This window comes from Streptomyces sp. Xyl84 (assembly GCF_059731885.1).
Map to the genome: position 1 here is coordinate 4,530,222 of NZ_AP029182.1, position 26,918 is coordinate 4,557,139.

At 71.5% G+C, this 26,918-nt stretch carries 22 protein-coding genes; 13 read left to right on the plus strand and 9 right to left on the minus strand.

The window, feature by feature from the left end; translation table 11 throughout:
* Window positions 1–374 precede the first annotated feature (374 nt).
* The 6 genes from AC6I72_RS19710 (at window position 375) to AC6I72_RS19735 (ending at window position 7,460) form a co-directional block, all read left to right on the plus strand.
* Complete coding sequence (locus AC6I72_RS19710) at window positions 375–1,175, plus strand: ABC transporter permease (protein WP_498002352.1); 801 nt, start codon at window positions 375–377, stop codon at window positions 1,173–1,175.
* Between the two features lie 154 nt (window positions 1,176–1,329).
* Complete coding sequence (locus AC6I72_RS19715; protein ID WP_498004744.1) at window positions 1,330–2,121, plus strand: ABC transporter permease; 792 nt, start codon at window positions 1,330–1,332, stop codon at window positions 2,119–2,121.
* Window positions 2,122–2,140: 19 nt separating this feature from the next.
* Window positions 2,141–3,163 carry an ABC transporter ATP-binding protein gene (locus tag AC6I72_RS19720; protein ID WP_498002353.1) on the plus strand — a complete coding sequence of 341 codons (1,023 nt, stop codon included), beginning with the start codon at window positions 2,141–2,143 and terminating at the stop codon, window positions 3,161–3,163.
* Between the two features lie 33 nt (window positions 3,164–3,196).
* The gene (locus AC6I72_RS19725; protein ID WP_498002354.1) at window positions 3,197–4,087 is read left to right on the plus strand and encodes a DUF1707 SHOCT-like domain-containing protein; all 891 of its coding nucleotides are present in this window, start codon (window positions 3,197–3,199) and stop codon (window positions 4,085–4,087) included.
* A gap of 412 nt (window positions 4,088–4,499) precedes the next feature.
* Complete coding sequence (locus AC6I72_RS19730) at window positions 4,500–5,837, plus strand: DUF445 domain-containing protein (RefSeq protein WP_498002355.1); 1,338 nt, start codon at window positions 4,500–4,502, stop codon at window positions 5,835–5,837.
* Window positions 5,838–5,912: 75 nt separating this feature from the next.
* Entirely contained in the window at window positions 5,913–7,460 is a 1,548-nt protein-coding gene (locus AC6I72_RS19735; protein WP_498002357.1) for an MFS transporter, read from the plus strand.
* Here AC6I72_RS19735 and AC6I72_RS19740 read toward each other — a convergent pair.
* A complete protein-coding gene (locus tag AC6I72_RS19740) occupies window positions 7,432–8,055 on the minus strand; it encodes a protease (RefSeq protein ID WP_498002359.1) in 624 nt (207 codons plus the stop codon). The genes AC6I72_RS19735 and AC6I72_RS19740 overlap by 29 nt on opposite strands.
* 189 nt (window positions 8,056–8,244) lie before the next feature.
* Between AC6I72_RS19740 and AC6I72_RS19745 the strand changes: the two genes are divergently transcribed.
* Window positions 8,245–9,201, plus strand: coding sequence for a GlxA family transcriptional regulator (locus tag AC6I72_RS19745; protein WP_498002360.1), 957 nt, complete (start codon window positions 8,245–8,247; stop codon window positions 9,199–9,201).
* A gap of 42 nt (window positions 9,202–9,243) precedes the next feature.
* Here the strand turns inward: AC6I72_RS19745 and AC6I72_RS19750 are convergent, their stop codons facing one another.
* The gene (locus AC6I72_RS19750) at window positions 9,244–9,549 is read right to left on the minus strand and encodes a hypothetical protein (protein ID WP_037853258.1); all 306 of its coding nucleotides are present in this window, start codon (window positions 9,547–9,549) and stop codon (window positions 9,244–9,246) included.
* Between the two features lie 229 nt (window positions 9,550–9,778).
* Here AC6I72_RS19750 and AC6I72_RS19755 point away from each other — a divergent pair, with 229 nt between their 5' ends.
* Entirely contained in the window at window positions 9,779–10,252 is a 474-nt protein-coding gene (locus tag AC6I72_RS19755) for a carboxymuconolactone decarboxylase family protein (RefSeq protein WP_037853255.1), read from the plus strand.
* Window positions 10,253–10,399: 147 nt separating this feature from the next.
* On the opposite strand, the gene AC6I72_RS19760 is transcribed toward AC6I72_RS19755, so the two are convergent.
* A complete protein-coding gene (locus tag AC6I72_RS19760) occupies window positions 10,400–10,813 on the minus strand; it encodes a peptidoglycan-binding domain-containing protein (RefSeq protein WP_498002363.1) in 414 nt (137 codons plus the stop codon).
* A gap of 84 nt (window positions 10,814–10,897) precedes the next feature.
* On the opposite strand from AC6I72_RS19760, the gene AC6I72_RS19765 reads away from it, so the two are divergent.
* The 4 genes from AC6I72_RS19765 to AC6I72_RS19780 all read left to right on the plus strand — a co-directional run bounded on the left by AC6I72_RS19765 (window position 10,898) and on the right by AC6I72_RS19780 (window position 13,047).
* A complete protein-coding gene (locus tag AC6I72_RS19765) occupies window positions 10,898–11,281 on the plus strand; it encodes an alpha/beta fold hydrolase (RefSeq protein WP_498004745.1) in 384 nt (127 codons plus the stop codon).
* A gap of 87 nt (window positions 11,282–11,368) precedes the next feature.
* Complete coding sequence (locus AC6I72_RS19770) at window positions 11,369–11,788, plus strand: Hsp20/alpha crystallin family protein (protein WP_498002365.1); 420 nt, start codon at window positions 11,369–11,371, stop codon at window positions 11,786–11,788.
* 145 nt (window positions 11,789–11,933) lie between these two features.
* The gene (locus tag AC6I72_RS19775; protein WP_498002367.1) at window positions 11,934–12,422 is read left to right on the plus strand and encodes a DUF2267 domain-containing protein; all 489 of its coding nucleotides are present in this window, start codon (window positions 11,934–11,936) and stop codon (window positions 12,420–12,422) included.
* Window positions 12,423–12,615: 193 nt separating this feature from the next.
* Window positions 12,616–13,047 (plus strand): YrdB family protein, encoded by a 432-nt coding sequence (locus tag AC6I72_RS19780; protein ID WP_498002369.1) that lies wholly within the window; start codon window positions 12,616–12,618, stop codon window positions 13,045–13,047.
* A gap of 49 nt (window positions 13,048–13,096) precedes the next feature.
* Here AC6I72_RS19780 and AC6I72_RS19785 read toward each other — a convergent pair whose 3' ends face one another.
* Window positions 13,097–13,315 (minus strand): DUF397 domain-containing protein, encoded by a 219-nt coding sequence (locus tag AC6I72_RS19785; protein WP_498002371.1) that lies wholly within the window; start codon window positions 13,313–13,315, stop codon window positions 13,097–13,099.
* Complete coding sequence (locus AC6I72_RS19790; RefSeq protein WP_498002372.1) at window positions 13,312–14,160, minus strand: helix-turn-helix domain-containing protein; 849 nt, start codon at window positions 14,158–14,160, stop codon at window positions 13,312–13,314. The genes AC6I72_RS19785 and AC6I72_RS19790 overlap by 4 nt, the downstream gene beginning before the upstream one ends.
* A gap of 216 nt (window positions 14,161–14,376) precedes the next feature.
* Here AC6I72_RS19790 and AC6I72_RS19795 point away from each other — a divergent pair, with 216 nt between their 5' ends.
* Window positions 14,377–15,015 (plus strand): ATP-binding protein, encoded by a 639-nt coding sequence (locus AC6I72_RS19795; protein WP_498002374.1) that lies wholly within the window; start codon window positions 14,377–14,379, stop codon window positions 15,013–15,015.
* Window positions 15,016–15,031: 16 nt separating this feature from the next.
* Here the strand turns inward: AC6I72_RS19795 and drmB are convergent, their stop codons facing one another.
* The 4 genes from drmB to AC6I72_RS19815 are packed head-to-tail and all read right to left on the minus strand — an operon-like array spanning window position 15,032 to window position 26,806.
* Window positions 15,032–16,900: a DrmB family protein gene (gene drmB / locus AC6I72_RS19800; protein ID WP_498002376.1), complete on the minus strand. Its 1,869-nt coding sequence runs from the start codon at window positions 16,898–16,900 to the stop codon at window positions 15,032–15,034.
* Window positions 16,897–20,142 carry a helicase-related protein gene (locus AC6I72_RS19805; protein ID WP_498002377.1) on the minus strand — a complete coding sequence of 1,082 codons (3,246 nt, stop codon included), beginning with the start codon at window positions 20,140–20,142 and terminating at the stop codon, window positions 16,897–16,899. The genes drmB and AC6I72_RS19805 overlap by 4 nt, the downstream gene beginning before the upstream one ends.
* Window positions 20,139–22,043, minus strand: a complete 1,905-nt coding sequence (locus AC6I72_RS19810; RefSeq protein WP_498002378.1) for a UvrD-helicase domain-containing protein — start codon at window positions 22,041–22,043, stop codon at window positions 20,139–20,141. Before AC6I72_RS19810 ends, AC6I72_RS19805 begins: the two co-directional genes overlap by 4 nt.
* Window positions 22,040–26,806 carry a DEAD/DEAH box helicase gene (locus AC6I72_RS19815; RefSeq protein WP_498002379.1) on the minus strand — a complete coding sequence of 1,589 codons (4,767 nt, stop codon included), beginning with the start codon at window positions 26,804–26,806 and terminating at the stop codon, window positions 22,040–22,042. Before AC6I72_RS19815 ends, AC6I72_RS19810 begins: the two co-directional genes overlap by 4 nt.
* Between the last annotated feature and the right edge of the window lie 112 nt (window positions 26,807–26,918).

Sequence of the window (26,918 nt, forward strand, 5' to 3'; positions counted from 1 at the left end):
CCGAAGTCCCGTCCCGCTCCGGGGCCCTGACGCTCTGCCCCGGCCTCCGGTCGTGGGCCGGGCCGTTCCTGCGGCTCCCGGCCGGGCCGCGACGGCGGTCGCCCTCCCGGCTGCGGCTGCGCGCCGGTCCCTGGCTGCTGCGCCCCGGCCTTCGGCTGCGGCTCGTCGCTCATCTCGTGCACGGACTCCTGTTTCGCCTCGTACGTTCCCGTACGTCCTCATGCGTCTTCTGCGCCCCCGGATGAAGACTCTCGTACCTCGCGTTCCGTTCCCGCGCTCCGGAACTTCCGGCGCGCGGAAAATGCGTGGCACGTCACGTTCCGCGCGCACTAGGCTCCTGCGCTTCGGTGTCGGCGGAGCTTGGAGGGCGTGACGTGGGCGCTGGACGGTTGTACGCGGCCGTCGCGGCGGGCGGATTCAGACGGTACGCGACGTATCGGGCGGCCACGGCGGCCGGGGTGTTCACGAACACGGTCTTCGGCCTGATCCTCGTGTACACCTACCTCGCGCTGTGGGACGCCCGTCCGCATCTGGGAGGGTACGACCACTCCCAGGCGGTGACGTACGTGTGGCTGGGCCAGGCGTTCCTGGCGACGCTCGCGATCGGCGGGGGCGGGGTCGAGGACGAGCTGATGGAGCGCATCCGTACGGGGGACATCGCCACGGACCTCCACCGCCCGGCCGACCTCCAGCTGTGGTGGCTCGCGGCGGACCTGGGCCGGGCGGTGTTCCAGCTGATGGGCCGCGGGGTGGTGCCCTTCGTGTTCGGGGCGCTGGTCTTCCCGGCCATGCTGCCCACCGACCCGGTGACCTGGGCGGCGTTCCTCGGCGCGGTGCCGCTGGCGATGCTGGTGAGCTTCGGGATCCGGTTCCTGGTGGCGCTGAGCGCGTTCTGGCTGCTCGACGGCGCGGGGGTCGTGCAGATCGCGTGGCTGGCGGGGCTCTTCTGCTCGGGGATGCTGCTGCCGCTGAACGTCTTCCCGGGCGCCCTCGGCGAGGTCGTACGGGTCCTGCCGTGGTCGTCGCTTCTCCAGGCCCCGGCCGACGTCCTGCTGGGACACGCGGATCCGCTGCGCACGTACGCCTTCCAGGGCGCGTGGGCGGTGGCGCTGCTGGGGGCGGGGCGGCTGCTGCAGACGGTGGCGACGCGCCGGGTGGTGGTCCAGGGTGGCTGACCTCACCGGCGACACGCCGGACGCCGTACCGGCCGCCCCGGGCTCCGTTCCGGCCGACCCGGACGTCGTACCGCCCGCCGCCGCCCCCGCCCCGCCCGCCACGGACCCCGCGTCCCGGTCTGCGTCCCCGTCCCGCGGGCGACTCGCCGACGGTCTGCGCGCCTACCGCATGATCGCCGCGATGTGGCTGCGTTCCACGATGGCCTACCGGGCCTCCTTCGTGATGACCACCTTCGGGAACTTCGCGGCGACCGCGCTCGACTTCGTGGCGATCCTGCTGATGTTCTCCCGCGTGGACGCGCTGGGCGGCTACTCGCTGCCCGAGATCGCCTTCCTCTACGGGCTGTCCGGCACGTCCTTCGGGCTGGCCGACCTCGCGATCGGCTCGATGGACCGGCTGGGGCGGAGGGTGCGCGACGGCACCCTGGACACGCTGCTGGTCCGCCCGGCGCCGGTCCTCGCGCAGGTCGCCGCGGACCGGTTCGCGCTGCGCCGGCTGGGCCGGGTCACGCAGGGGCTCCTGGTGCTGGGGTACGCCCTGGGCACGCTGGACCTGCACTGGACGGCGGCCAAGGTGCTGCTGATGCCGGTGATGGTGCTGAGCGGCTGCGCCATCTTCTGCGCGGTCTTCGTGGCGGGCGCGGCCTTCCAGTTCGTGGCGCAGGACGCCTCCGAGGTGCAGAACGCGTTCACCTACGGCGGCACCACGCTGCTGGAGTACCCGCCGACGGTGTTCGGCAGGGAGCTGGTGCGGGGAGTGACGTTCGTCCTGCCGCTGGCCTTCGTCAACTGGGTCCCCGCGGCCTATGTGCTCGAACGCCCCTACCCGCTGGGGCTGCCGTGGTGGACGGCGTTCACCCCGCCGCTGGTGGCGGTGGCGTGCTGCGCGCTTGCGGGGCTGGCCTGGCGCGGGGGACTGCGGTCGTACCGGAGTACGGGAAGCTGAAGCCGGAGGGAGACAGGACATGGACAGGGGAGCGGACGGCGCGCTCGACAGCGCCCCCGAGCGGACGGCCGACGGGGCCTTCATCGAACTCGACCGGGTCGAGAAGGTCTTCGACGTGCGCAAGAAGACCGGCTTCCTGAAGCGGGAACGGCGGCGGGTGCGGGCGGTCGACTCGATCTCCTTCACCGTGGCGCGCGGCGAGATGGTCGGCTACATCGGCCCGAACGGTGCGGGCAAGTCGACGACGATCAAGATGCTGACCGGCATCCTCACTCCGAGCGGCGGCCGGCTGCGGGTCGCCGGCATCGACCCCTCGCGCGAGCGGACGCGGCTCGCGCGGCGCATCGGGGTGGTGTTCGGGCAGCGGACGACCCTGTGGTGGGACCTGCCGCTGATCGACTCCTACCGGCTGATGCACCGCATGTACCGCATCCCCGACGCCCGTTACCGCGAGAACCTCGACCGCTGCGTGGAACTCCTGGAACTGTCCGGCCTGCTGGACGTCCCGGTACGGCAGCTCTCCCTCGGGCAGCGGATGCGCGGCGACATCGCGGCGGCCCTGCTGCACGACCCGGAGGTGCTGTACCTGGACGAGCCGACCATCGGCCTGGACGTGGTCAGCAAGTCCAGGGTCCGTGAGTTCCTGCGCGACCTGAACGCCGAGCGCGCCACGACGGTCCTGCTGACCACCCACGACCTCCAGGACATCGAGCAGTTGTGCTCGCGGGTGATGGTGATCGACCACGGCCGGCTGATGTACGACGGGCCGCTGACCGGCCTGCACGAGGCGGGGGAGGGCGAACGCACCCTGGTGGTGGACCTGGAGCGGGAACTGCCGCCGGTCGACGTGCCCGGCGCGCGCGTAGTCCGCGTCGAGGGGCCGCGGCAGTGGCTGGCGTTCCCGGCGGGCGAGTCGGCGGCGCCGCTGGTGGCCCGGGTCGCGGACCGCTACCCGCTGGTGGACCTGTCGGTGCGCGAGCCGGACATCGAGGCCGTGATCGCCAAGATGTACGAGACCGGAGCGCAACGCGTGGGCTCGTAGCCTCCCGCGCGGCGAACTCGTAGGCTGCTGCCCATGACCGACGCCGTGCCGCCCCCAGGAGAGACGCCCGCCGGGCACCCCGTCCCCGAACTGCGCGCCTCCGACGCCGACCGTGAACGAGTCGCCGAGGTCCTGCGGGACGCCCTCGCCGAAGGACGCCTGGACATGGCGGAGTTCGAGGAGCGGCTGGAGGCGACGTACCAGGCGCGCACGTACGGCGAGCTGGCGCCGATCACCCGTGACCTGCCGGTCGGGCAGGGCGCGGTCCCCCTCGCCCCGGTCGTCTCCCTCAGCAAGGAGCCCGCGGCGGACGGGAGTTGGGCGGGACGGATCACGGGCGGCGAGGGATCGTCGTCGTGGGCCGTCGCCGTCATGTCCGGCTTCCAGCGCAAGGGCCGGTGGACGGTCCCCAAGCGCTTCACCTGCTTCTCCTTCTGGGGCGGCGGCGAGATCGACCTGCGCGAGGCGAACTTCGCCGACCGCGAGGTCGAGATCAACTGCATCGCGATCATGGGCGGCGCGCAGGTGATCGTGCCGCCCGGTGTCGAGGTGGTCGTGCGCGGCATCGGCATCATGGGCGGCTTCGACCACCGCGAGGAGGGCGTGCCGGGCGAGCCGGGCGCCCCGCGCGTGATCGTCACGGGCTTCGCCTTCTGGGGCGGTGTCGGGGTCGAGCGCAAGCTGACCAGGGCCGAGCGCCAGCGGCAGAAGGAGGAGCGCCGCCAGGAGAAGCTGGACCGCAGGGCCGAGCGCCGCGAGCTGCAGGCGGGCCGCCGCGACGAGCGTCAGGAGCGCTGGGAGCGGCAGTGGGAACGCCACGAGGAGCGGCTGGAACAGCACCGCGAGCGGCACGAGGAGCGCTGGGAGCGGCACCGCGAACGCCGGCAGCAGCGCCGGGACGGCCGGGGGCACCGGGACTTCTAGGCTCTGTCGTCGAATTCCCGCCTGCCTCGCGACGCCATGCACGCACTCTCGCCGCACCGGGCCCAGACCCGAGTACGTCCAGTACGAGGGTCAGGGCCCGGTACGCCGAGAGCACGCACCTGACGCCGCGAGGCCCGCCCTCCGGGCGGACGACGGGAATGTGACGACAGGACCTAGGCCCGCTCGCCCCTTCCTCCGGTTCTCCCTGCTCCTCCTGCCCCTCGTTCTCCCCCTGCCCCGCAGGCCCTCGCCGCCGCCACGCCTCGCAGGCCCGCTCCGCCGCGCCGCCGTCGCTCCCCGCGCCCTCGCCCCTTCCGGGTGAGGCCGGGAACTCCTGTTCCGTCCCGGGAGTAGGTCAGGAGGGGGCAATCGTGCGCGGGGCGGGTGCGGGAACACGGAACGGGTGGAGCGGATGGAACGAACGACGACGGCGGTGCCACAGGCGGACGCGGAAGCGGCGGACGCCGCGGCGGCCCCCCGCCGCGCGATGACCGTGTTCAGTCCCGCCGACGAGGAGCGCCGGCGCGGTGTGCGCCGGATGAAGCTCACCGCGACGGGGCTGCTGCTGTTCGTGGCGGTGGTGTACGTCCTGGCCAAGTGGGCCGAGCACACCGGTGCCGGTGCCTGGGCGGGGTACGTCGCCGCGGCCAGTGAGGCGGGCATGGTCGGTGCGCTCGCCGACTGGTTCGCGGTCACCGCCCTCTTCCGGCACCCGCTCGGGCTGCCCATCCCGCACACCGCGATCATCCCCACCAAGAAGGACCAGCTCGGCGTCTCGCTGGGCGAGTTCGTCGGGGAGAACTTCCTCTCCGAGGACGTCGTACGGCAGCGGCTGCGCGCCGTCGGCATCGGCGGCCGGCTGGGCGCCTGGCTCGCCCGTCCGGAGCACGCCGACCGGGTGACCGCCGAGCTGGCCACCGCGCTGCGCGGCGCGCTGACGGTGCTGCGCGACTCCGACGTGCAGGCGGTGGTCGGTGAGGCGATCACGCGCCGGGCGGCGGTGCAGGAGATCGCGCCCGGGCTCGGCAAGATGCTGGAGAAGATCGTCGCCGACGGCGGGCACCGGCGCGTCGTCGACCTGGTCGTCAACCGGGCGCACGACTGGCTGGTGCTGCACGGCGACTCCGTGATGGACGCCGTGCAGGGCGGGGCGCCCGGCTGGACCCCGAAGTTCGTCGACCGGAAGGTCGGTGAGCGCGTCTACAAGGAGCTGCTGCGCTTCGTCACCGAGATGCGGGACATGCCGAGCCATCCCGCGCGCGGCGCCCTGGACCGCTTCCTCACCGACTTCGCCTCCGACCTCCAGTCCGACAGCGACACCCGGGCCCGGGTCGAACGCCTCAAGAGCGAGGTGCTGGGCCGCGGCGAGGTCCAGGACCTGATCGCCTCGGCCTGGTCCGCCGTACGGTCGATGATCGTCTCCGCGGCGGAGGACGAGCGCAGCGAACTGCGGATGCGGGTGCGGGCCTCCCTGCTCTCCCTGGGCAACCGGATGGCCGAGGACCCCAAGGCCCGGGGGAAGGTGGACCGCTGGGTGGAGGGTGCCGCGGTGTACGTGGTGACGACGTACCGCAAGGAGATCACCTCCCTGATCACCGACACCGTGGCGGGCTGGGACGCCGAGCACACCACGCGCAAGATCGAGGCGCACATCGGCCGTGACCTGCAGTTCATCCGGATCAACGGCACGGTGGTGGGGTCGCTGGCGGGACTGCTGATCTACACGGTGTCGCGCGTCCTCGGAGCGTAGGCGGCCGGTGCCAGGGCGTGATCCCATGGGTTCGGGGGCACCCGGAGTGAGGTCCGCTCGACGAGGAGGGAGCCCATGGCCACCGCAGACGCCGCAAGCGCCGCAGGGTCGGCAGGTGACGGCACCGGCCGCACCGTGACCACCGACATCCCCGCCAGACTCGACCGTCTTCCGTGGTCGCGCTGGCACTGGACCATCGTGGTGGGCCTGGGCACGGTGTGGATCCTGGACGGGCTGGAAGTCACCGTCGTCGGCAACATCGCCAGCCGCCTGTCGGAGCCGGGCAGCGGTCTGGCGATCAGCTCCGGGCAGGTCACCGGCGTGGCCGCCGCGCTGTACGTGGCCGGGGCCTGCGTGGGCGCCCTGTTCTGGGGACGGCTGACCGACCGCTACGGCCGCCGGAAGCTGTTCATGATCACCCTGGCGGTCTATCTCGCGGCCACCGCCCTGACCGCCGTCTCCTTCCACGCCTGGTGGTTCTTCCTCTTCCGCTTCCTGACCGGGTTCGGCATCGGCGGCGAGTACGCGGCCATCAACTCCGCGATCGACGAGCTGATCCCCGCGAACTACCGCGGCCGGGTCGACCTGATCATCAACGGCAGTTTCTGGGTGGGCGCGGTCGGCGGTTCGCTGCTGTCCATCCTCGCGCTGAACACCCACTTCCTCGCCGCCGACGTGGGCTGGCGGCTGACGTTCGCGCTCGGCGCCGTCCTCGCCCTGGTGATCCTGCTCGTACGGCGGCACGTGCCGGAGAGCCCGCGCTGGCTGCTGATCCACGGCAAGGACGGCGAGGCCGAGGAGGTGGTGAGCGGGATCGAACAGCGGATCGAGTCGGAGACGGGCGGCCCGCTGCCGGAGCCGCACGGCGAGATCACCATCCACCAGCGCCGCACCGTGTCCTTCCTGGAGATCGGCCGCACGGTCTTCGCCCACTACCCCAAGCGGGCCGTCCTCGGCTTCTCCCTCTTCATCGGCCAGGCCTTCCTCTACAACGCCATCACCTTCGGCTTCGGCGCCATCCTGACCAAGTTCTTCGACGTCCCCTCCGACCGCACCGGCTACTACTTCGCCGTCATCGCGGTCGGCAACTTCCTCGGCCCGCTGCTGCTCGGCAAGCTCTTCGACACGGTCGGCCGCCGGGTGATGATCTCCTCCAGCTACCTGCTGTCCGGCCTGCTGCTGTTCGGCACGGCCTGGCTGTTCGACCGCGGCGCGCTCGACGCGACCACCCTGACCGCCTGCTGGTGCGCCGTGCTGTTCTTCGCCTCGGCCGGCGCCTCCAGCGCGTACCTGACGGTCTCGGAGATCTTCCCGATGGAGACCCGGGCGATGTCCATCGCGTTCTTCTACGCCCTCGGCACCGCCGCCGGCGGTATCAGCGGCCCGGTGCTCTTCGCGGACCTCACGGGCACCGGCAAGGTCGGCGACACGGTCCTCGCCTTCTCGATCGGCGCGGCGCTGATGTGCGCGGCGGGCCTGGTGGCCGCCTTCCTCGCGGTCGACGCCGAGCGCCGTTCCCTGGAGGACATCGCCACGCCGCTGACCGCCGTCCCGGCGAAGACCGGACCGTCCGCGGGCAACGGCCGCCCCGACGTCACGCCCCCGTCGTCGAGCCCGGCCTGACGATCATCAGGACGGTGACGGTGGCCCACAGCAGGTTGAACAGGCCGGTGAACATGGCCAGTCGGGCGGTGGCGCGGGCGGTGGCGCGATCGGCGCCGGTGCCGCCGCCCCCGCCCGTGCCTTCGCCGGTGGCCCCGGTGCCGCTCACGACGACGAGGGTTGCCGAGGCGGGGCTTGCTGCGGTGAGGCGTTCCACGGCGGGGCGTTCTGCGGTGAGGCTCTCCTCGGTCAGGTTCTCCGTGGTGAGGGTCTCCGAGGTGAGGCTTTCGACGAGGGCCGCCTGGCGGGGCAGGACCAGCGCGGCGAGCACCAGCGCGGCGAGCGCGGTCAGCGCGATGGACACGAGGAGCCACGTGTCGCCCAGCACGCCCATGTTCCGCGCCGTGGCGAACCCGAACACGGGCACGACGACGCCGACGACGGCGTAGACCTGGCAGATCCGCAGCAGCAGTCGTACGGTCTCCACCGCCCGGGGATCACCGGGCGAGGACAGCGCGCGGCGGACGGCGGGCGGGAACATGCTGGCGGCGACGGTGACGGGCCCGATGGCGACGATCGCGGCCAGGACGTGCACGGCGAGGAGGAACTTGGTCACGCGCCGACGCTAGACGGGCCGGTGAGCCGGAAGAAGCGGCAGGAATGCCAGGTACCGACGGATTCCCGCCAGGACACCCGGACGGGAGCCGGTGCGGGGGCGGGGGAGGCGGACGGGAGGGGGCCGGGCCCGGCGGGACACCGGCTACCCCCAGTGCCCGCCCTCGGTGCGCCCGCCTACGCTCCCGGCATGCACACCGTGGCCGTCCTGGCGCTGGACCAGGTGATCCCGTTCGACCTCTCCGCCCCCGTCGACACCTTCGGCTGGGCCAGACAGCCCGACGGCCGGGCCCTCTACGAGACCCGGGTCTGCTCGGTGGAACGGGAGGTGCGGGCGGCCGGCGGCGCGTTCACCGTCCGGGCGCCGTACGGCCTGAGCACCCTCGCCGAGGCGGACACGATCGTCGTGCCCGGGGTCGCCGACCCCACCGCCCCGCTCCCGCCGGGCGTCGCGGACGCGCTGCGCGCCGCGGCGGCGAACGGCACGCGCATCGCCTCGGTCTGCGTCGGCGCCTTCCTCCTCGCGGCCACCGGCCTGCTGGACGGCCTGCGCGCGACGACCCACTGGACCGCGGCGCGGGCGCTGGCTCAGCGGTACCCGCTGGTGACCGTCGACCCGAACGTCCTCTACGTCGACAACGGCCGGCTCCTGACCTCGGCGGGCGCCGCCGCGGCCCTGGACATGTGCCTGCACATGATCCGCATGGACCACGGCTCGGCGATCGCCGCGCACGCCGCCCGCCTGTCGGTGATGCCGCTGGAACGGGAGGGCGGCCAGGCGCAGTTCATCGTCCACGACCTGCCGCCCGCCCCCGCCGGCGCCACCCTGGAGCCGGTGCTGCGCTGGCTGGAGCAGCACTGCGGCCGCGATCTCGCCCTGGAGGAGATCGCGGCCCGGGCCGGCATGAGCACCCGCACCCTCAACCGCCGCTTCCGCGAGCAGACCGGCACGACGCCGTTGCAGTGGCTGCACCGCGCGCGGGTGCGGCGCGCCCAGCACCTGCTGGAGACCACGCCGGACCCCGTGGAACGCATCGCCGAACAGGCCGGTTTCGGCTCGCCCACGGCCTTCCGCGAGCGCTTCCGCAGGGTGGTGGGCACCAGCCCGAGGGCGTACCGGAAGGCGTTCCGGGCGACGCGGGGCTGAGCCGGTCACAGCCCTGGCAGGCGGCGCGGGGGCGCGTGTCCCTTACGAACCGCGCCGGTCGGCCACGGCCCAGGAGGCGGCGGCGACCGCCCCGGCGACCCCGAACACGGCGGGCCAGGCGCCCACCTTCTTGGCCAGCGGGTGCGACCCGGCGAACGCGGCGACGTAGGCGGCGGTGAGCGCGCCCGCCGCCTTCCCGCCCGCCCGCTGCCGCCACTGCTGCGCGGCGGCGGCCCCGGCGACGGCCAGCACGGCCCCGCCCAGCTGCCGCTTCTTGGTCCAGCGGGCCACGCCGTAGCCGCCGACGAGCCCGGTCGCGGCGACCGCTGCCGTAGGAATCCTCGCCATCACTGTCTCCCTGTCTCCCCCGACTCCCGCACGTGCCGTGACTGCCGCACGCGTCGAACGCCCCGAGGCTAACCCCCGTCCCGGCTGGCGGGCGGACCGGCCCCGAGCAGGTCAGAGTGAGACCCAGGTCACACCATCAGGATCCGCGGGCCTGTCACACACCGCGCCCCGGATCCGTCGTATCACTGCAACCGCATGACGACGAGCAACGATGACCAAGGAGCCCACGATGGAAGCCCGCCTGAACCTCTTCGAGAACCCCGTCGCCGGCAAGTTCTTCCGCTACATCAACTCCGCGGGCAAGGTCCTGTCGGACTCGACGCTCCCGGCCGCGACGCAGGAGCTGGTGAAGATCCGCGCCAGCCAGATCAACGGCTGCGGTTTCTGCACGGACATGCACACCAAGGACGCCGCGCACGCCGGTGAGACGGCACAGCGCCTCCACCTGGTCGCCGCGTGGAGGGAGGCCACGGTCTTCACGGAGGCCGAGCGCGCCGCCCTGGAACTGGCCGAGCAGGGCACCCGCATCGCGGACGCGGCCGGCGGTGTCAGCGACGAGGTCTGGGAGAACGCCACCAAGCACTACGACGAGGACCAGCTCGCCGCCCTCGTCGGCCTCATCGCCCTGATCAACGCGTACAACCGCCTGAACGTCGTCATCCAGCAGCCGGCGGGCGACTACCAGCCGGGCATGTTCGGCTGACCCGGGGCCGACGGCCCCCTTCGGCACGGTCCCGCCGCGGAAGGCCCCCCGGCGTGCCGCCCGTACGGCGGGCCGCCGGGGCCGGGGCCGGGCGCGCCACTCGGTCCCTGCCCCGGCGGCGCGTCACCGCGCAGGAGTGCGCCCGCCTCACAGGTGCTGGTCGGAGATGAGCTTGCGCAGCCAGGGCCAGGACGAGGGGCCCGGCATGCCGTCCACGGTCACCTGGTGGCCGTACCAGTCGTTGATGTCCTCCTGCGCGTTGCGCATGGCGGCCTGCGACCGGGCACCGAATATGCCGTCGACCGTGCCGGCGCCGTAGTTCTTGAGCAGGCACTGGGCCTCTGCACCCGCCTGCGACACCGAGGTCCTCGTCGGCACGACGGTGTTGCCGCTGTAGTGCCCCGCGTACGCCCTGCCGCCCGAGTAGGACATGTGACAGGTGTACGCCTGCGCGGAGGAGGAGGCGGCGTGGGCGGCGGGCGTGACGGCCGTGACCGCGCCGAGCAGTGCCGTGGTGGCGAGGGCGCTCGCGAGGATCGAGCGCGACGGACGAAAGAACACGGTGTTCCCCCTCTGTTTCCGATCCGATGACATCCCGGTGTGCGTGCGGGGCCGTTGCCCAGGTCCGTGACCTCACGGGCGGTGGTGCCCCCCGTCGGCCCCGCCGCCGACCGGACCCGACCGTACTGTCCGGCCCCTACCGGCGGCGTCCCGCACAGGGTTGAACCTCCTGCAACCACAGCGGTAGCCGCGCCTCATCCGTGCAACCCAGGTGGTAGGGCCGGACGACGACCCGCCGGGGCCGGTGCCCGCTCCCAGGACCGCGGGGTTCCCGTGTGGGAGGCGGTCACCTGCCCCGCGCTGGTCGTCAGGGGCGCCGACGGCACGATGCGCGAGGTGGAGTTCACCGAGATGCACGCCCGCCGCCCGCACGGCACCACACCGCTGACGGTCCCCGGCGCGGGCCACGACGTCCACCTGGACCAGCCGGAACGCCTGTACGAAGCGGTGAGGGCGTTCCTGACCTGAGTCGAGGCTTGTCAACTTTAGTCCGGCGAGTTATATAAAGAGGCGTAGGGCATCGCACCCAGTGCCACAGGAAAGGAGTGACCTGTGATGCTCATGCGCTCGGATCCCTTCCGCGAATTCGACCGACTCGCGCAGCAGGTCTTCGGCCCCGCCCGTCCCGGCACCATGGCCATGGACGCCTACCGGTCGGGGGACGACTTCATCGTCCACTTCGACCTCCCCGGGGTCGACCCCGAGACCATCGACCTCGACGTCGAACGGAACGTGCTCAACGTCCACGCCGAGCGGAAGTCCCCGGCCGCCGACGGCGCGGAGATGATCGTCGCCGAACGCCCCACGGGCACCTTCACCCGCCAGCTGTTCCTCGGCGAGACCCTCGACACGGAACGCATCGACGCGTCGTACGAGGCCGGCGTCCTCACGCTGCGCATCCCGGTGGCCGAGCAGGCCAAGCCGCGCAAGATCCAGATCACCGGCGGCAGCGAACGCCGCCAGCTGAGCGGCTGAGGAGCCGCTCTCGGCCCGGCCCGCCCCGGCCACCCCGGCCGGACGGACCCTGTGAGAAAAGCGTCCCGTGAGCCCGTGTCCCGCTCACGGGACGCGGCCACGCACCACCCCGGCGAGCCAACCCACGCGGAGGAGGCCCCACACGATGACCGCGCCGGCGGCACCCATCCGGACCCTGACGACCCCGACGGAGGCGGACTCCGCCACCACGTCCCGCACCTGGCAGACCCTGACCGACCGCGTACGCGAGGCGGGCGGATACACGACGAGAGCGCAGGCGGAACGCGTCACCCGCACCGTCCTGTCCGCCCTCGGCACCCATGTGACAGGCGACGAACGCGTCGCCCTGGCCCGCGCCCTGCCCGAGGAGGCGGCCAGGGTGATCGCCGCCCAGATCCCGGTCGTCCGCCCCCTGACGGCCCGCGAGTTCGTCGAGTCGGTGGCGTCCCGCCTCGACAACTCCACCCCCGCGACGGCCCGCTGGGACACGGGCACGGTCCTCACTGTCCTGGCGGACCTCCTGCCCCCACCCGTCCTGACGGACGTCCTCGCCCAGCTCCCCCCGGGCTACGCCCTGCTGTTCGGCCGCGCGGAACTGCGCGGCCCGCGTCCGCCGGCGCCCCGGAGGGGGTGATCCGGCCGGCGGGGCGAGAGCGTCGGCAACCGTGACCTGGCCATCGCCTCGCGAACCCGGCGCGAGGCGGCCGAGGTCCGCCCGCCCGCCGGGGCGGAAGCTGCGACGTGACCCTCGACGCCCGCCGTGCCATGCTCGGTCCCCGAGCGGCCCGCCGAGACGGAGGACCGCCGCGCGAGGGGGGACTGACAGCATGACGCGGAACGACCCTGCCCGGCCTGCGGCCGCACCGGCCGGCCTGCGCCCCTGGTACGCGGCCAACGAACTCCTGGCCTTCCTCCTCGAACTGGCCGCCCTGGCGGCCCTGGCCTGGTGGGGCTTCCGCACCGGCGAGGGCGCGACGCCCTTCCTCCTGGGCCTCGGCACCCCCGCCCTCGCCATCACCCTGTGGTCCCTCTTCGCCGCCCCCAAGGCCCGCCTGCGCCCCGGCCTCCCCCTGGTCCTCCTCGTCAAGACCCTGGTCCTCGGCGGCGGCGCGGCGGCGGTGTACGGCGCGGGCCACCCGGCGGCGGCCGTCGCGATGGCGGTCCTGGTCATCGCGAACACTGCGACGGCGGAGACGTTCCGGCGCCCCCGGACCACTGCCGGCAGGCCACCGGGTCCGAACCCTTCGCCGGGCCGCTGAACGACCGGGTCCCGCGGCGAACCGGGGTCGCCTCGACCCGCTGCTTGAATCAAAGGCGCTCGGACCACCCTCGGCGCAGCGCAACCGTGAAGGCTCCCCACGCCGAAGCCCCGACGGCCGCGACGTGGGAGGCGCCGAGCTTGGTGTCGCGGAGGAGTACCCGGTCACCGTGACGAGCACACTCGAGGCATTCGCCCCCCGCGCCGTTGCTGTAGGACGACTTGGTCCATGAGCGCAGATTTGCGGCGTCACCACGGGTGAGGCTCATCGCGCGTACTCCTTCACAGCGTTCTTGATGAACTGGGTCGTCCGTCGTGGACTCAGGGCCGCTGCCCGCAACTCGTCGAAGGCACGCGTGTACTCGCGGACATGCGGCTCACCCTCCAAGTACATCGCATCGGTGATTCCGTCCCGGTACACGACGTCCGGGTCCTCCGGGTCGGGGAAGCCCAACATGGTGAAGGATCCCGTGGTCGGGCTCGTGCCGGCGTCGAAGGGAAGCACCTGCAGCGTCACGCTGGGCTGCTCCACGGCCTCCAGAACGCGTTCCAACTGCGCACGCATCACCTGCCGGTCACCGATGACTCGGCGCACGGCCGCTTCGCTCACGACGAACCAGCAGTCAGGGGCGCCTGTGCTCGCCAGCATGGCCTGTCGCTCCAACCGCACGCGCACGGCACGGTCGATGTCCTCGGGGGACAGGTACGAGCCGCACGTGTGCAGTTCGCGCACATAGGGCTCGATCTGCATGAGTCCGGGCAGCACCTCGCACTGGTACTGCCGCAGTGTGGAGGCGTCCTGTTCGAGACCGATGTAGATGGAGAACCACTCCGGGACGCCGGAGCCGTGCACCTGCCACCAACCGCGCGTCTTGGCCTGTCGTGCCAGGGACTTCAAGAACTCCCGCAGTTCGTCGCCGGTGTCGTAGAAGCGACACAGCGCATCGATGTCGGAGGGCTGGATCCGCCCGCTGCCGGTCTCCATCCGATTGACCTTGGAGCCGCTCCAGTCGAGAGCGGCGCCCACCTGTGCGCAGGTCAACGCGTTCTTCTCCCGCAGCTTCTTCAGCTCGATGGAGAGACGACGGCGACGTGCCGTCGGTGATCCGGCCATCTGACCCCCTTCGTGTCGAACAGCCCTCAGTCTCCGGGGCATCGCTGACGGCCACCAGTCACTCGATGGTGGGATTCTCCCCGTGCACATTGCACCGCGGGATGCGCGCCGGCCATTCTGGCGGAGGAGGACGGCCGCTGCGGGACCGGTTCTCGGCTCGGCGTCCGTACGGACCGGAAGGCGTTGGAGGGTTCGGAAGTGATCCCAGAAACATGCATGGTGCGAACGCCCTGGATCGTGGAGTTCATGGCGCTGGAAGCGGAGGTGGCGGCTCTGCGACGCCAGGTGCGGGACCACCTCGGGACGTGGGGGTTGCAGGCCTTGGCGGACGAGGTGCAGCTCTGTGTGAGTGAACTCGTGGCCAACGTCATCGGTCACGTGGGCGCCGGCACCCCGACGACCCTCGCGGTACTGATGAACGGCACGTTCCTGCGCATCGAGGTCCACGATCCCGACAGCCGCGCCCTGCCCACCCTCGTCGACGCGGACGCCGAGTCGGAAGGCGGCCGGGGCATGGCGCTCGTCGCGGCGATCAGCGACCGCTGGGGCGTCCGCCTCCTCGCTGACCGGAAAGTGACCTGGTGCGAACTGGCGACGGTCCTGCTGCCCTCGGGAGGTCACGACGGAGGTGCCCGGGTGAGCCGGGCCGAGGCCGTGATCGACCTCTACGGTGCCTCGGGCCCGCGGACTCGCTCGCGCACGGGGAGGTTGAGCGTCGCCGAGGGGGAGGAGGCGGCGATCTTCATCATCACCGACCTCCTCCACTGGCTCCGGACGCGTGGTCATGACGCGGACGACGTGCTGGACCGCGCCCAGATGCGGTTCGAGACCCAGATGGCCGAGGTCGGCTCGTGACCCGGGTCGGTGGCCGTCAGGGAGCGAGGGCGGCCTCGAAGAACCCCAGAGAGGGGTCCTCGGGCGTCCCCACCAGCAGCGCACGGTCGAGCAGGATGTTGTTGTGCTCGCAGCTCGTCTCGGGGAGCATCACGCAGGCGTGACAGGCGGCGAGATTGGTGCCTTCAGTGCCGGAGACCGTGGTCTCCATGCAAAGAGGATCGGAGGAACACCACTCGGCACGACGGACGGCGGAACGGATCGTCCGGTCGAGGTTGTCCGGTTCGCCCTGCGCCACAAGGCCACCGAGGCTGCCCGCCGAGTCGCTCGTCGCCGTGTAGACGAGGACACCGGCCATGTCATCGGCGGCGTACAGGCGCTCGCGCAAGGAGGCGGACGGGTAGCCCGCATCCAGGCTCCACTCGTTGATGAGGACATGGGCCAAGGTGTGCAACAGCACCATGCGGGGCGTCGCCGGGGACGGCACGGCCCGACTCGGGTCGTCGGCCCGCTGATCGAGCACCCGCTGGTGAGCGGTACGCATGCGCTCGACCCGGGCCGCCACCGCCGTCGCCTTCTCCCAGGCGTCCAGTCGGTCCTCGTCCAGGCGCAGGAAGACTCCCTCGCCCTGGACCTCCATGGCCGGCAGCCAGCGCAAGGGCTTCTCGGAGAGCGCCATCTCCTTCGCGTCCGTCGTCGACTCGGCGTCGACGAGTCGGGTGAACGCCTTCAGGGCCCGCACCTCGCGGAGCTTCTTGACCAGCATCGGGCCGGTGATCCCGAGCGGCCGGAGCACGTTCTGGTCACCGAGCGGTGTCTCGCAGACGAACTGCTCGTCACGGGAGTGCTCGCTCTCGTCGTTGCCTTGGCGCAGACGCTCGTACTCCTTGTCGCGCAGGGCGCGGTAGCGGTGGTCGAAGCTCGGCTCCGCCTCGCCCTCCGGGTCCTCCTCGCGTTCCGCGTCGAGCAGGGCCATGACCTCGTCCAGCGGGATCGGACAAGCGCCCTGGAAAGCGCCCTTGAGGTAGATCCCGATGTGTTCGCGGTTGTCGAACTGGCGGAGAGCGTCCCAGTGTCCCGCGAGCGGATCCGCACGGCCGGTGCTCCACGGAGGGATGGAGAGCGCCGACTTCAGCACCGGCTGCCACACGGACGAGGAACCGCGCTGCAGGGTGCGCAAGGGGAGTCCGCAACCCGCCGGGTCCGTGGCGGAGCTGCCGAGCCACGGGCGGGCACCTCGGCAGGTGAGGCGCAGGTCCTTGAGCGCGTTCCTGCGGAAGGAACCCTCCATCGAGACCTCGGGCACCTGGCCGCAGGTGCAGGAGATGACGATGGAGCGGAGCGAGGAGGTGCGTCCGGTCGTGCGCATCCTGAGCTTGCCGCCGCACATCCCGAGCCTCGTGGCATCCCGGTCGGGCGAGCGGTGCACCCACTGCCAGTAGGGGAACTCGTCGAGGTGCCCGGCCTCGCAGGCCACGACGAAGCGGGAGGGGACCAGGTCCATCTCGCACGTGCCGCAGACGCTTCGACCGGCCGGGGGCGAGAAATCGCGGTGCGGCTGCAGTTCGTCGCACCCGGGGCACGAGTGCATGAGGGGGAAGCGGCGGACCCGGAGGCCGTCCTTGCTGGTGTCCTCGGATGCCGGCGGCAACCGGAAGTGGTCGACGTCGAGCAGACGGGCCAGTCGTCGCTCATGGACGACGCGCGACTCGTCCTTGCTCCAGCTCCGGTCGGCCTCGTCCAGTCCGGAGACGACGAAGGACTCGTGGTCGACGGCGATGAGCGACCCGACGCCGTACGTGGTGATCACCTGGGCGCGGCGGACCGTGCCGCGGCGGGGGAGGTTGTGGGCCGGGGCGGTGCCGGTCACCGCGGTCCGACGGCGGCGGGCGGGGGGCGGGGTCATCGGTTTCCCTCCATGAACAGGGCGGACTCGGCGTCGACGTCGCGCAGGCTCCACAGGGTGGACCACGCCTCGCGGTCCTCGGACTCGTCGTCGTACGACTTCAGGAGCGAAGGGGCACGGCTGCCCCGCCTGGGTTCGAAGAGCAACTCACTGTGGATGTCGGCCTCCTCGCGCCACCAATCGACGAACTCGTCGAAACTTCTCTCCACGGTCCCGGTCTCCGAGGGAGTGATCGCGTGGACGCGGTCCAGGACCAGGGACCTGATGCGCCCCTGCAGGACGTCCGCGTAGGCCTCGACCTGACCGGCGCCCTCGTTCGGGCGGGCGGCCGGGATCAGGATGCGGGCGAGAGCGACGATCACCGCGTGCAGTCCCCGTTCACGCGCGCGGGCGGAGAACGGGGTCACGGAGGTGGATTCGACTTCGCGGTAGAGGGCGGAGTGGTAGTGCTGGAAGCTCTCGTAGTGCGAGCGGTCCCGGGCACGCGCCGCGTTGAGCATGACGGCGACCAGGCCGGGGTGGGCACGGCCGACGCGGCTCGTGGCCTGGATGTACTCGGCCGTCGTCTGGGGCTGGCCCATCACGGCCATCAACCCGAGCCGGTCCACGTCCACGCCCACCGCGATCATGTTGGTGGCGAGCAGGACGTCCACGGCGTCCTCGTCGGGGAGCCTCTTCTCGATCCCCTTGAGGCGCGTGGGGATCTCGCTGGCGTCGATCCGGCTGGTCAGCTCCGAGTAGTTGGCCACCGAGCGCACGGCCACCCCCTCGCGTCCGGCGAGCAGTTCCAGGTACGCCACCACGTCGTCGTGGACCTGGAGTTCGGCGGCGGAGAGCAGCCGCAGGCTGTTGAAGTAGCCGACGAGGCTCCAGTACGCGTCGCGCACCTTGTCGTCGGTGTCCGCGTGCATGGCTCGGTGCAGCAGCGTGGCGTACGTGCGGATCAACAGCGTGGACTGGCTGGTGCCGGGAGCCAGGAGGCCGACGTAGCGGCGGCTCGCCTTCTCCTCACGCGGGGTCTCGACGGCGAACCACGAGTCGCGGGAGTCCAGGCCGGCGGGCGGGAACTGGCGCACCTCGCGGGCGAAGAGGTGGCGGCCCTGGTCGGCCGCGCGGCGGATGGTCGCCGTGGAGGCGATCACCTTCGGGTGGTCGGCCAGCGCGTCCACGGCGGTCTCGTAGAGGCCGGTCAGTGTCCCCAAGGGGCCGGAGATCAGGTGGAGCTCGTCCTGGACGATCAGCTCCGGGGGAGGTGTGCCGTCGGCCGGGTCGTCCCGGTTGAAGAGCGCGGAGGTCGCCGGACGCCAGGGCATCGACGCGAACTTGTCGACGGTGGCGATCACCAGCGTCGGGCGCGCGTCGTACACCGCCTCGTCGATCAGGTGGACGGGAAGACCGCCGGAGAAGTCGCACTCCGCACCGGGGCAGCGGATGTGCATCCGCTTGGCGTCCTCGTCGGCCTCGTAGTCCCGGGCATCGAGTCGGGTGCCGCACCAGGGACAGGCGTGCAGTTGGACGGGGTTCTCGGTGGCGAGACGCTTGTCGAGGTCGGCACGCAGCTCGTCGAGCCTGGCGGCGGCCTCCGCCAGCGTGTTGGGGGTGGCCGAGCGTCCCACCCACATGCCGACGGAGAACGGTTCGTCGCCCAGCTCAGGCGTGCGGCGCCGCATGTCTTCCATGGCGCAGAGCAGGATGGCCGCACGTTCGAACTGCTGCAGGGTGAGCAACCGGAGCGTGTAACGCATGAGGACGGTGACACCACCGCCGTCCGCGCCCCTGCGGATGCGACGCAGGAAGGACGTCAGGGCGATCAACCCGAGGTAGGCCTCGGTCTTGCCACCACCGGTCGGGAACCAGAGCAGGTCGGAGATCTGCCGGTCCTGGTGCGCGGGATCGTCGATGCCGGCCATGCAGAGCAGTACGAAGGCGATCTGGAAAGGCCGCCAGCGTCCGGCGGACGGGTCGGGGTCGCCGACGCGTCCGTCCTTCACCCAGGCGCTACGGGCGCGCTGGTCGGCCATGGCACGGTTGGCGAGCCGGAACGCCCGCATCAGGTCGGGCTTGGTCCGCAGCAGTTCGATGCCCTCGCGGATCCGGCCGAGCGCCTCGCGACAGGCGTCCACCTGGTCCCGCGCGGGCCGCTCGTGAGGGCCGCCCGCCAGGGATTCGGCCTCGGCCGACTTACGGGCGATCCAGTCCTCGTACCCGGTGGCCAGCGCCTCCAGGGCGGCCAGAAGCTCCGCGTCCGGCTTCTCGGCCAGCCCGAGCATCGACAACGACGAGCTGTCGATCTCCGGGTTGGAGTCGGTCAGCAGCACCTCCACGCTGGGTACGAACTCGCTGCGTACCTCGGGGACGGCGGCCGGGATGCTGTCGTTCACGCCGATCGGTGACGGGTTCCAGTCCCAGGCGGCGGCACAGCCGTGGCCGACGGCGAAGGTCGGGGCGTGGCGGTGCAGCAGCCGGCTGGTGGCGATCTCGGGGTCGTGTGCGGCGCCCGGAGCGGGGCGCTCGACGAAGGCGCTGGAACCGTCGGCGGCCCAGATCGTCAAGCCGCACTGGAACAGGGCGAAGGCGTCCTGGAGGTCCCGCTCACCGACTTTCTGCCGGTTGATCAGCGTGACCGTGACGGTGACCGTGCCGGTCAGGGGATCGGGTCGGCGGACGATGACGTGCAGAGCGACCTTGTCCGGCACGAGGTCCATCAGCTCGCCCGGGGTGGGGGCGGTCACGTCGATGGTCTTCTCGGGGAGCCGGAGTTCCTTGCGCCGCCACCGCTCCCGCTGTTCCGCGACGGTCCTGGCCTCGGCGCGGCGGGCCGGGACCGGATTGCCGTCCGCGTCGGTGGGCTCGTAGACCGCCGCGCGCGCCGAGACCACGATCGTGTCGCTTATGGCCGGGTCGATCGCGAAGGTCAGGCCCATGGAGGACGGGCGCTTGTCGCCCGAGACACCGGTTTCCTGCGCGGCGCCGGACTCCTCGGCGTCCTCCCGGGGGAGAACGGGCGCGGAGTCCAGGCCGTCCTGCTCGGCGGCGTTCTCGATCCTCCGCTCGTGCGAGGCGCGGGGATACAGCACACCGGTCAGATAGCGGTCGATCGGCGCGTCCTGGGAGAGTTCTTCGGCTCGCTCCTGCTGGTCGGACTCCTCGGTGGGACCGAAGAGTTCCCTGCGCAGCCCCAGGAGAAGCTCCTCGTCCCGCACTCGATAGTGCTCGGAGTGCCGACCTGCCACCTGCGTCATGCGCCCTGCTCCTCTTCGTCGTCAGCCCGTCGAAACATGCCGATGCCGGTGATCCGCGGCGCGACCCACACACCCCGGTCGCCCAGGCCTGCGTTGGCGCTCGCCGCCGTGCTGCCCGTCACCGTCTCCAAGGTGTCGATCCGCAGACCGTGGATCTCGTCGGGCCACCACGGGTCCCAGGCCCGGTTCACCTTCTGCACCCCGAACAGCTCCCGCAGGAACCGCTCCGACGCCTCGCCTATCTCCCGCCCCCGATGCAACAGGACGTACGGCGGACTCTGGCCCTCGCCCGCCGGCAGGTCGTGGCGCTTGCGCAGCAGGACCTCCTGACCGGGGCCGACCTCCCGCAGGAGATAGGACTGGGTCGCCATGGCGTCGGTGGCGTGACCGGGAGGGTTGTCCCGGCAGACGTCACCGGTCTCCGTCACCACGCCGAACCGGTCGTACGACCGCCATCCGCCGACGTACCGCCGACCGTTCTTGCGGTTCCCCGCCCTCTTGATGATCGGCAGGTCGGGGGAGTGGACGTGGTAGAGGTCCTGCCGGGCGCGGGTCATCGCCACGTACAGGGCGCGGGCCTCCGCGGGGAGGTCGGCCTCGTCGCCGTACTGTTTGTGGAGTTCGGCGACGGTCGGCGGAGTCAGGACGATCACTCGGTCGAACTCCAACCCCTTGGCCCGGTGCACGGTGGAGACGACGATCCGTGCGGTCTCCGGGTCGGCCGCCTCGTCGGGGAACCGGCCGTCGGCGACCAGACGGCGCAGCCGGTCCAGGTCGAGCGCGGTGCGCCCGGGCGAGCGGGTCGCGCGTCGCAGCACCGTCCACAGGACCTCCGCGTCCGGTTCGTGGGGCAGCGAGATCTGTTCCAGCAGGGAGCGGAACCGCTCCTCGGACAGGCCGGTCGCCTCGGTACGGCGCAGCAGCTCGGCCACCCAGTGGGGCACCGGGCGCTCCTCGAGGGGCCGGCGCAGCCGGTGCCCGATGCCGTTCTCGTGGAGCAGCCGGGAGACGACCAACGCCTGCCGGTTGTCTCGGGTGAGGACGGCACACGTGTCGTCGAGGTCCCGCAGACCCTGCAGCGTGTACTCGTCGGTGAGGTCGCCCAGTGCGTTCGCCGGGTCCAGGAGCAGGTCGCGCAGCTCTTCGTAGAGGGTGGCGGCCTCGTCCGCGTCACGCACCCGCTGGAGCCGGGGGCCGTGCGACAGCGCGACTCGTGCCTCCGGGGTGACGGCCCGGAAGTTCTCGGTGAGGTGCAGCTCGACCAGGTCGTCGGGGAACGAACGGCGCAACCACTCGAAGAACCGGCCGGTCTCGTCGTTGCGTTCGGCCGGGTCATCGATCTGGAAGCCGTACACGGACTGGGCGGCGTCACCGACCACGGTGAAACCACAGCTGTCCTGGTAGCGGTCGAGCAAGGACTCCACCAGCTCCCGGCGGTCGCCCAGCAGGTCCTGCACCTCGTCGATCACCACATGGGACGGCGGGACCGAGTCGCCGGCCTCCAGCGCGCCGTCCTCGACGGCTTCCGCCGCGGCCCTGATCCGGTCGTCGAAGGAAGCCGCGGCCCAGTCCCGGTCCGGGTACGCCTGGACGAGCGTCCCGTACGCCCAGGCGTCGAACGTCTGGGCGCGTACCCGTCGGGCCCGGTCCCCGTGCCGGGTGATGCGCTCACGCAACTCGCGGGCGGCCGCCCGGGAGAACGTGAGCACGAGGATGTCGCCTGCCTCCAGCGCCTCCTCCGGGTCCTCGTGACCGCACAGCGCGTCGAGTCGGCGCACCAGGGTGTGCGTCTTGCCGGCGCCGGCCCCGGCGGTGACCAGGACCCGGGCGTCCCAGGGCTGCTCGACGACGGCCCGCTGCTCCGCGGTGAGCGGTGGACTGTCGAGGTAGACGTCGGTCACTTACGGCTCCAGAGGTGCTCGAACTGGGTGAAGGCCAGCCGGGTGTCGAAGTTGGCGATGTTGTCGTCGACGTTCAGGATCAGGCAGGTGTCCTTGCCACCGTTCTTGGGGCCGCGCAGGCCGCGCCCGATCATCTGCTGGTACACGTTGGTGCTGTAGACCGGTCGCGCCACCACCACGACCCGCGTCGCGGGCGCGTCGAAGCCCTGGGTCAGGACACCGTAGTTGGTGAGCACCCGGAGGCGGCCGTTCCTGAAGTTCTCGATCCGCGTCCTGCGGTCCTGCGCGCTGGTCGTCGAGTCCACGGCGGCGGACGGGACGTCTCGGTCGTTGAGCATGGCCGCCAGATACTTGGCGTGGTCGACGGAGGTGGCGAAGAGCAGCGTCGGCCAGTCCGGCGGCAGGGCGGCCACCGAGTCGACGATGCGCAGGCTGCGCGCGTGGTCGTCGGCGAGCCGTTGCTCGGCGGCGCGGGAGAGCATCGCCATACGTTCGGCGTGCGTCTTCTCGTCCTGGCTCAGCTCGATCCGACCGCCCTCCAGGGTGCGGTGCTCGACCTGGGCGAGCATGCCCCACCCCTGCAGGTCGCGGTACGGGTCCCCGGAGGGGAACACGCCTTCGTCGAGTCGGCGGTTGCCGAAGCGGGTGATGAGCCGGCGGGTCTCGTCCTCGTTGGTGTTGCGGAACGGGGTGGCGGTCAGACCGAGCAGATGCCGCCGCGTCTCGTACTGGGTCAGGCCCAACTGGCCGAGGATGTCCGTGTACCGCTTGGAGATGGCGGTGTGCGCCTCGTCCACGATCACGAGCGCGGGCTCGCGCAACCACGCGTACTGGTCGGTGCCCAGGCATCGCTCGAGTTTCGCGTCCGTGGCGACCACCAGGTGGGGGTGGTCGACGACATTGCCGACCTCGTTGCTGCTCCACAGCCGGCTCATGGTCAACGGTCGCTCGGCGCCGACCTTGTTCCAGACGAACTTCCAGCTCTGCACGGCCTGCTCGCACAGTTCCTCGGTCTGCGCGATCCACAGCAAGGGACCCTTGAGGTCGCCGACCCGCTTCACCCAGCGGATCACGGCCTCGGCGGTGACCCGTGTCTTGCCGGCGCCGGTGGGCAGGGACAGCATGCCGCGCTGCGGGGCGAGCCGGTCGAGCAGGGTGGAGATGTTCCGGACCAGGTCCTCCTGGTAGTCGTGGAGCCTCGGGAAGTCCCGGGGCCCGTCGACGGTCTCGAAGGGAGGCGGCGACGGAGTCCTGGAACCGGCGAACGTGACAGGCAGGCGCAGATCGGAGACGAAGGCGATGGCCGCCGACGAGCCGCCGTACGCCACCGGGGCGTTGGGGAAACGGGCCTGGATGTCCCGGGCGTGCTGCTGGAGCACCCCGTCACCGTGCGCGTTGAACGCCATCTGCGCGACGCGGCGTCCGGACGGCTCCACGCCGCCGGTCGCCTGCAGCTCGGCGTCCATGAGTCCTTCGGGCAGGCCGGCCCTGAGCGCGTCGGCACCTATCAGCAGTTCGAGCTTGGTCACGACGTCCTCGGCGTCGCGCACGGCTTTCTGCGCCGCCTTCAGAGCGCTGTCCCTGGCCATGCGGTCCTGGTGCTCCAGCACCGCACGGCAGCCGGCCGCGCCGAGGCCGAGGCCGAGTTCTCGGTCGATCAGCCGCAGCATGGGCTCCGGATCCACCGGCACGCGGATCTTGACCGTGCTGTCCTGACGCACGGCGTCCAGGGGAGAGGCGTGCGTCCCGTTGGGCGTGCGCGTGACCTCCTCCAACTCGGCGCACCGCTGCACCGTGCTGTTCCGGTTGCCGCTGTTCAGGCGCTGCCGCAGGGCGGGGAACAGCTCGACGAGGGGGACGGGGTCGCCCTCGGGCACCTCGCGGGTCTCCCGACTGATCACATCGGCGTAGCGGAGCATGCCCCACTTCGCGATCATCAGTTCGGCGTCCTCGGTGGTCGGTACGAGCAGGGCGGGGAGCTGCTCGGCGCGCAGGGCCCGGTACTCGGCGGTGCCGACGGCGAGGGTGATCTCGTCGTCAGGGCGGGTGCCCCAGGTGTCGCCGATCCTGCAACGGGTCAGCGAGTCCTCGGGGAAGTCGGCCCCGAACCGGGTCAGCATGACGTAGGTGGCACCGACGAAGGCGTCGTCCTCGCTGCGGGACACCTCGTCGAGGAGCGCGTCCCAGCGGTCGGCGGGGACCTCCTCCACGGTGAGGGGCAGCCGCAGCTTGCGGGCCTTCTCGGGGGAGATGTCGGCGACCGGCAGCACGTCGCGGTAGGCGGCGAGCTGGGGGCCGACGGCCTCCGAGAGCGGCTTGATCCCCTGAGAGGTGGCGACCCTGCCGTGCTTGCGCAGCATCCATCGGATCGGGGACATCACCGCCTGCCGAGTGCCGGTCTGAGCGCCGAACTGACGCGTCCAGTTGTCCACCACGGCCTCGTCGGGCAGCGCCTTCAGGAAGGCGGCGCGGGACGCCTCGGACAGGTCGCGGAAGAGATGGAGTGGACCACCGATCGCGGCGCCCTCGACCTTCATCCGGTTCAGTGAGGGCCGCGGGGCGCGGCTGTCCAGGGAGCGCAGGTAGGAAGCGTGGACGGCCGCTCGGTACTCCTCGAACCAGGCCTCGTCCGCTTGCGGTTGCACGCCGGCGGCCGGTCGGTCCCGCAGGCCGATCAGGGAGAAGAAGTACGTGTCGTCGGAGTGGAACGTCATGTCGACGGCGACGCCGGGATCGCGCTCGGCGTCGACCACGACACCGGGCAGCATGCAGTCCGCGACCGGTCGGAAGTGCTTGTCGGCGGTCCGCACCCGGAGCGTCGAGTGCGGATCGGGCACCCGCTCCAGGACCTTGTGGGCCAGCCGGCGGATTCCGGCCTGGCGGAACAGCTCCCAGAAGCGCTCCCAGTCGGACTCCCCGTAGTGGTCGAAGCCCTGGTCGAGGACGCTGACGAATCGCCCTTCGGCGTCGGCCTCGCGGATGCCGAGGACGCTGAGCGCGTGCGCCAGCGACGGGTCATGGGCGAGCGCGTCGACGACGTAGACCGTGGACTCGCGCAGTCCGTCCTGGTGTTCGGCCCGACGGAACACCTTGCCGTGGACCGGGGCGACCAGCCCGTGCTCCTCGGTCAGCACGACGCGGGCCTTGCGGGCCTCGTCGGCGAAGGAGGAACCCTTCTCGATCATGTCGGCCAGGATGCGGACGGCCACCGCCGACGCCTCGACGGTGCCGTTCGCGACGAGGGCCTCCAACCAGTCGCGCACCCCGGCCCGCTCGTGACCGGCGGCAGCGAGGACGTGTTCGACCTTGCCGGAGCGCAGGACGTCCGCCTCGACGCTCGGGTGCAGCCAGTCCGAGGGCCGCCCGGGGCACTCGTGCCACATCCGCAGCCACCGCGTCAGTTGCTTCAGGTCCTTGTCCAGCCGCGGGTGGATGCGCAGTCGCCCGGGGGGGCGCAGGACGCCGTCCTGGTCGGGCAGCGAGGGACACGTGGCGGTGCGGGCCCAGATCTCCCGGGTCAGGAACTCGTCGGCCCAGCTGATCGACTCCCTGACCCGACCGGGCAGCAGGGGGAGGTACGCGGCCGGGTCCTCGGCCGGGGCCAGCCCGGGGAGGGAGTCGACGACGAGCTTCGCCGACACCCTGATCATCTCCTGGTTGAAGGGGGAGGAGTCGAGGAGGTTCTGCCGGTCCTCGTTGGTCTTCCACGCTCCGTTGAGGATGCCGCTCAGGGACATCTCGTACTTGGTGGGGAAGAAGGACCAGAACTTTCCGCGACCACGAGAGCGGGGGCTGACGTACAGGCCGCTGTCGGCGTCCCGTTCCAGGGCGGGGACTGCCCAGGACAGGTCGAGCGCGACTCGGTCGTGCAGCTCTCCGGCGTCCGCGCGGGCCGCGGGACCCGGCTCGTGCGTGGTGGTGAACACGCGCCACCGCTCCGTGGAGAGAGCCTTCCCCGTGCGCTCCTCGGTCACGGTGTGCAGGTCGTCGGACTGCTGGGCGGTCAGCGTCCGGCGCGCCATGGGCCTGGGGCGGTGGTCCTCCAGCACGACCTTGGCGACGTGCGGCGAGAAGAGCTGGAACCCGACCGGGAACTCCTCGCGGGGTTCGCCGTGGTCCTTGCCACGATTGCCGTGCATGTCCTTGCCCAGCCGGTCGTCGGCCTTCGACAACAGCGGGAGTCGGACGACCGTGGTCGCCCAGGCCAACAGCTTGTCCAGCACGGGGTCGGAGGCTCGCTCGGCCTGCATGTCGAGCGGGCGGGCCATCCGCAGGACGGGGGCGTCGAACTCCGGTCCGTAGCGCTCCGTCACCCCGGGCACGGCCTTGATCTGCGCGTAGGACCAGGCGCGGTCGAATCCGAAACTCCCGGTACGGCTGAAGAATTCCGGAGCGTCGGTCACCACGAGGACCGACTTCACCCCGACCCCGAACCGTCCGATCTGACCGCCGCGCTTCTTCGACATGCTCATTCGAAGAATGGTCTCGGCCCCCTCCGGAGTGACCGGATCTCCCTCGTTGGCGCAGTACAGATGGGTATCCGTGAGAACCACGTGGACGCGTCCACCGGGTTCGCCGGCGATTTCGTCGGCCGCGTTCTGGACGAGCTCGAAAAGCTGGCGGTCGCCGTATCCGCCCTGTGTGATGCGGCGCTCGCCATTGGCGTGCTCGGCCACGAGGCCGGGGTCCACGGCATAGGTCTGAAGAACGCGGGCGGACTGTTCGAGGACGGTTTCGATCACCGCTGAGGACGAGGACGGCACGGTCGCTGCGCTCCTGACATCGAAGGTGGGAGAAAGTCTGGGACATGGGCCGGCTCGCCGACTGTGCGAGCCGGCCCATGGTTCATCGCGCACCGGCGGTCGGAACGTCCTT

Bases quoted from the DNA above. Each gene is read 5' to 3' on its own strand.
- AC6I72_RS19725 (WP_498002354.1), top strand. From the start codon at position 3,197: ATGACCGACGCCGTGCCGCCCCCAGGAGAGACGCCCGCCGGGCACCCC.
- AC6I72_RS19720 (WP_498002353.1), top strand. From the start codon at position 2,141: ATGGACAGGGGAGCGGACGGCGCGCTCGACAGCGCCCCCGAGCGGACG.
- AC6I72_RS19735 (WP_498002357.1), top strand. From the start codon at position 5,913: ATGGCCACCGCAGACGCCGCAAGCGCCGCAGGGTCGGCAGGTGACGGC.
- AC6I72_RS19755 (WP_037853255.1), top strand. From the start codon at position 9,779: ATGGAAGCCCGCCTGAACCTCTTCGAGAACCCCGTCGCCGGCAAGTTC.
- AC6I72_RS19780 (WP_498002369.1), top strand. From the start codon at position 12,616: ATGACGCGGAACGACCCTGCCCGGCCTGCGGCCGCACCGGCCGGCCTG.
- AC6I72_RS19785 (WP_498002371.1), bottom strand. From the start codon at position 13,315: ATGAGCCTCACCCGTGGTGACGCCGCAAATCTGCGCTCATGGACCAAG.
- AC6I72_RS19790 (WP_498002372.1), bottom strand. From the start codon at position 14,160: ATGGCCGGATCACCGACGGCACGTCGCCGTCGTCTCTCCATCGAGCTG.
- AC6I72_RS19750 (WP_037853258.1), bottom strand. From the start codon at position 9,549: ATGGCGAGGATTCCTACGGCAGCGGTCGCCGCGACCGGGCTCGTCGGC.
- drmB (WP_498002376.1), bottom strand. From the start codon at position 16,900: ATGACCCCGCCCCCCGCCCGCCGCCGTCGGACCGCGGTGACCGGCACC.
- AC6I72_RS19805 (WP_498002377.1), bottom strand. From the start codon at position 20,142: ATGACGCAGGTGGCAGGTCGGCACTCCGAGCACTATCGAGTGCGGGAC.
- AC6I72_RS19745 (WP_498002360.1), top strand. From the start codon at position 8,245: ATGCACACCGTGGCCGTCCTGGCGCTGGACCAGGTGATCCCGTTCGAC.
- AC6I72_RS19775 (WP_498002367.1), top strand. From the start codon at position 11,934: ATGACCGCGCCGGCGGCACCCATCCGGACCCTGACGACCCCGACGGAG.
- AC6I72_RS19795 (WP_498002374.1), top strand. From the start codon at position 14,377: ATGGTGCGAACGCCCTGGATCGTGGAGTTCATGGCGCTGGAAGCGGAG.
- AC6I72_RS19730 (WP_498002355.1), top strand. From the start codon at position 4,500: ATGGAACGAACGACGACGGCGGTGCCACAGGCGGACGCGGAAGCGGCG.
- AC6I72_RS19770 (WP_498002365.1), top strand. From the start codon at position 11,369: ATGCTCATGCGCTCGGATCCCTTCCGCGAATTCGACCGACTCGCGCAG.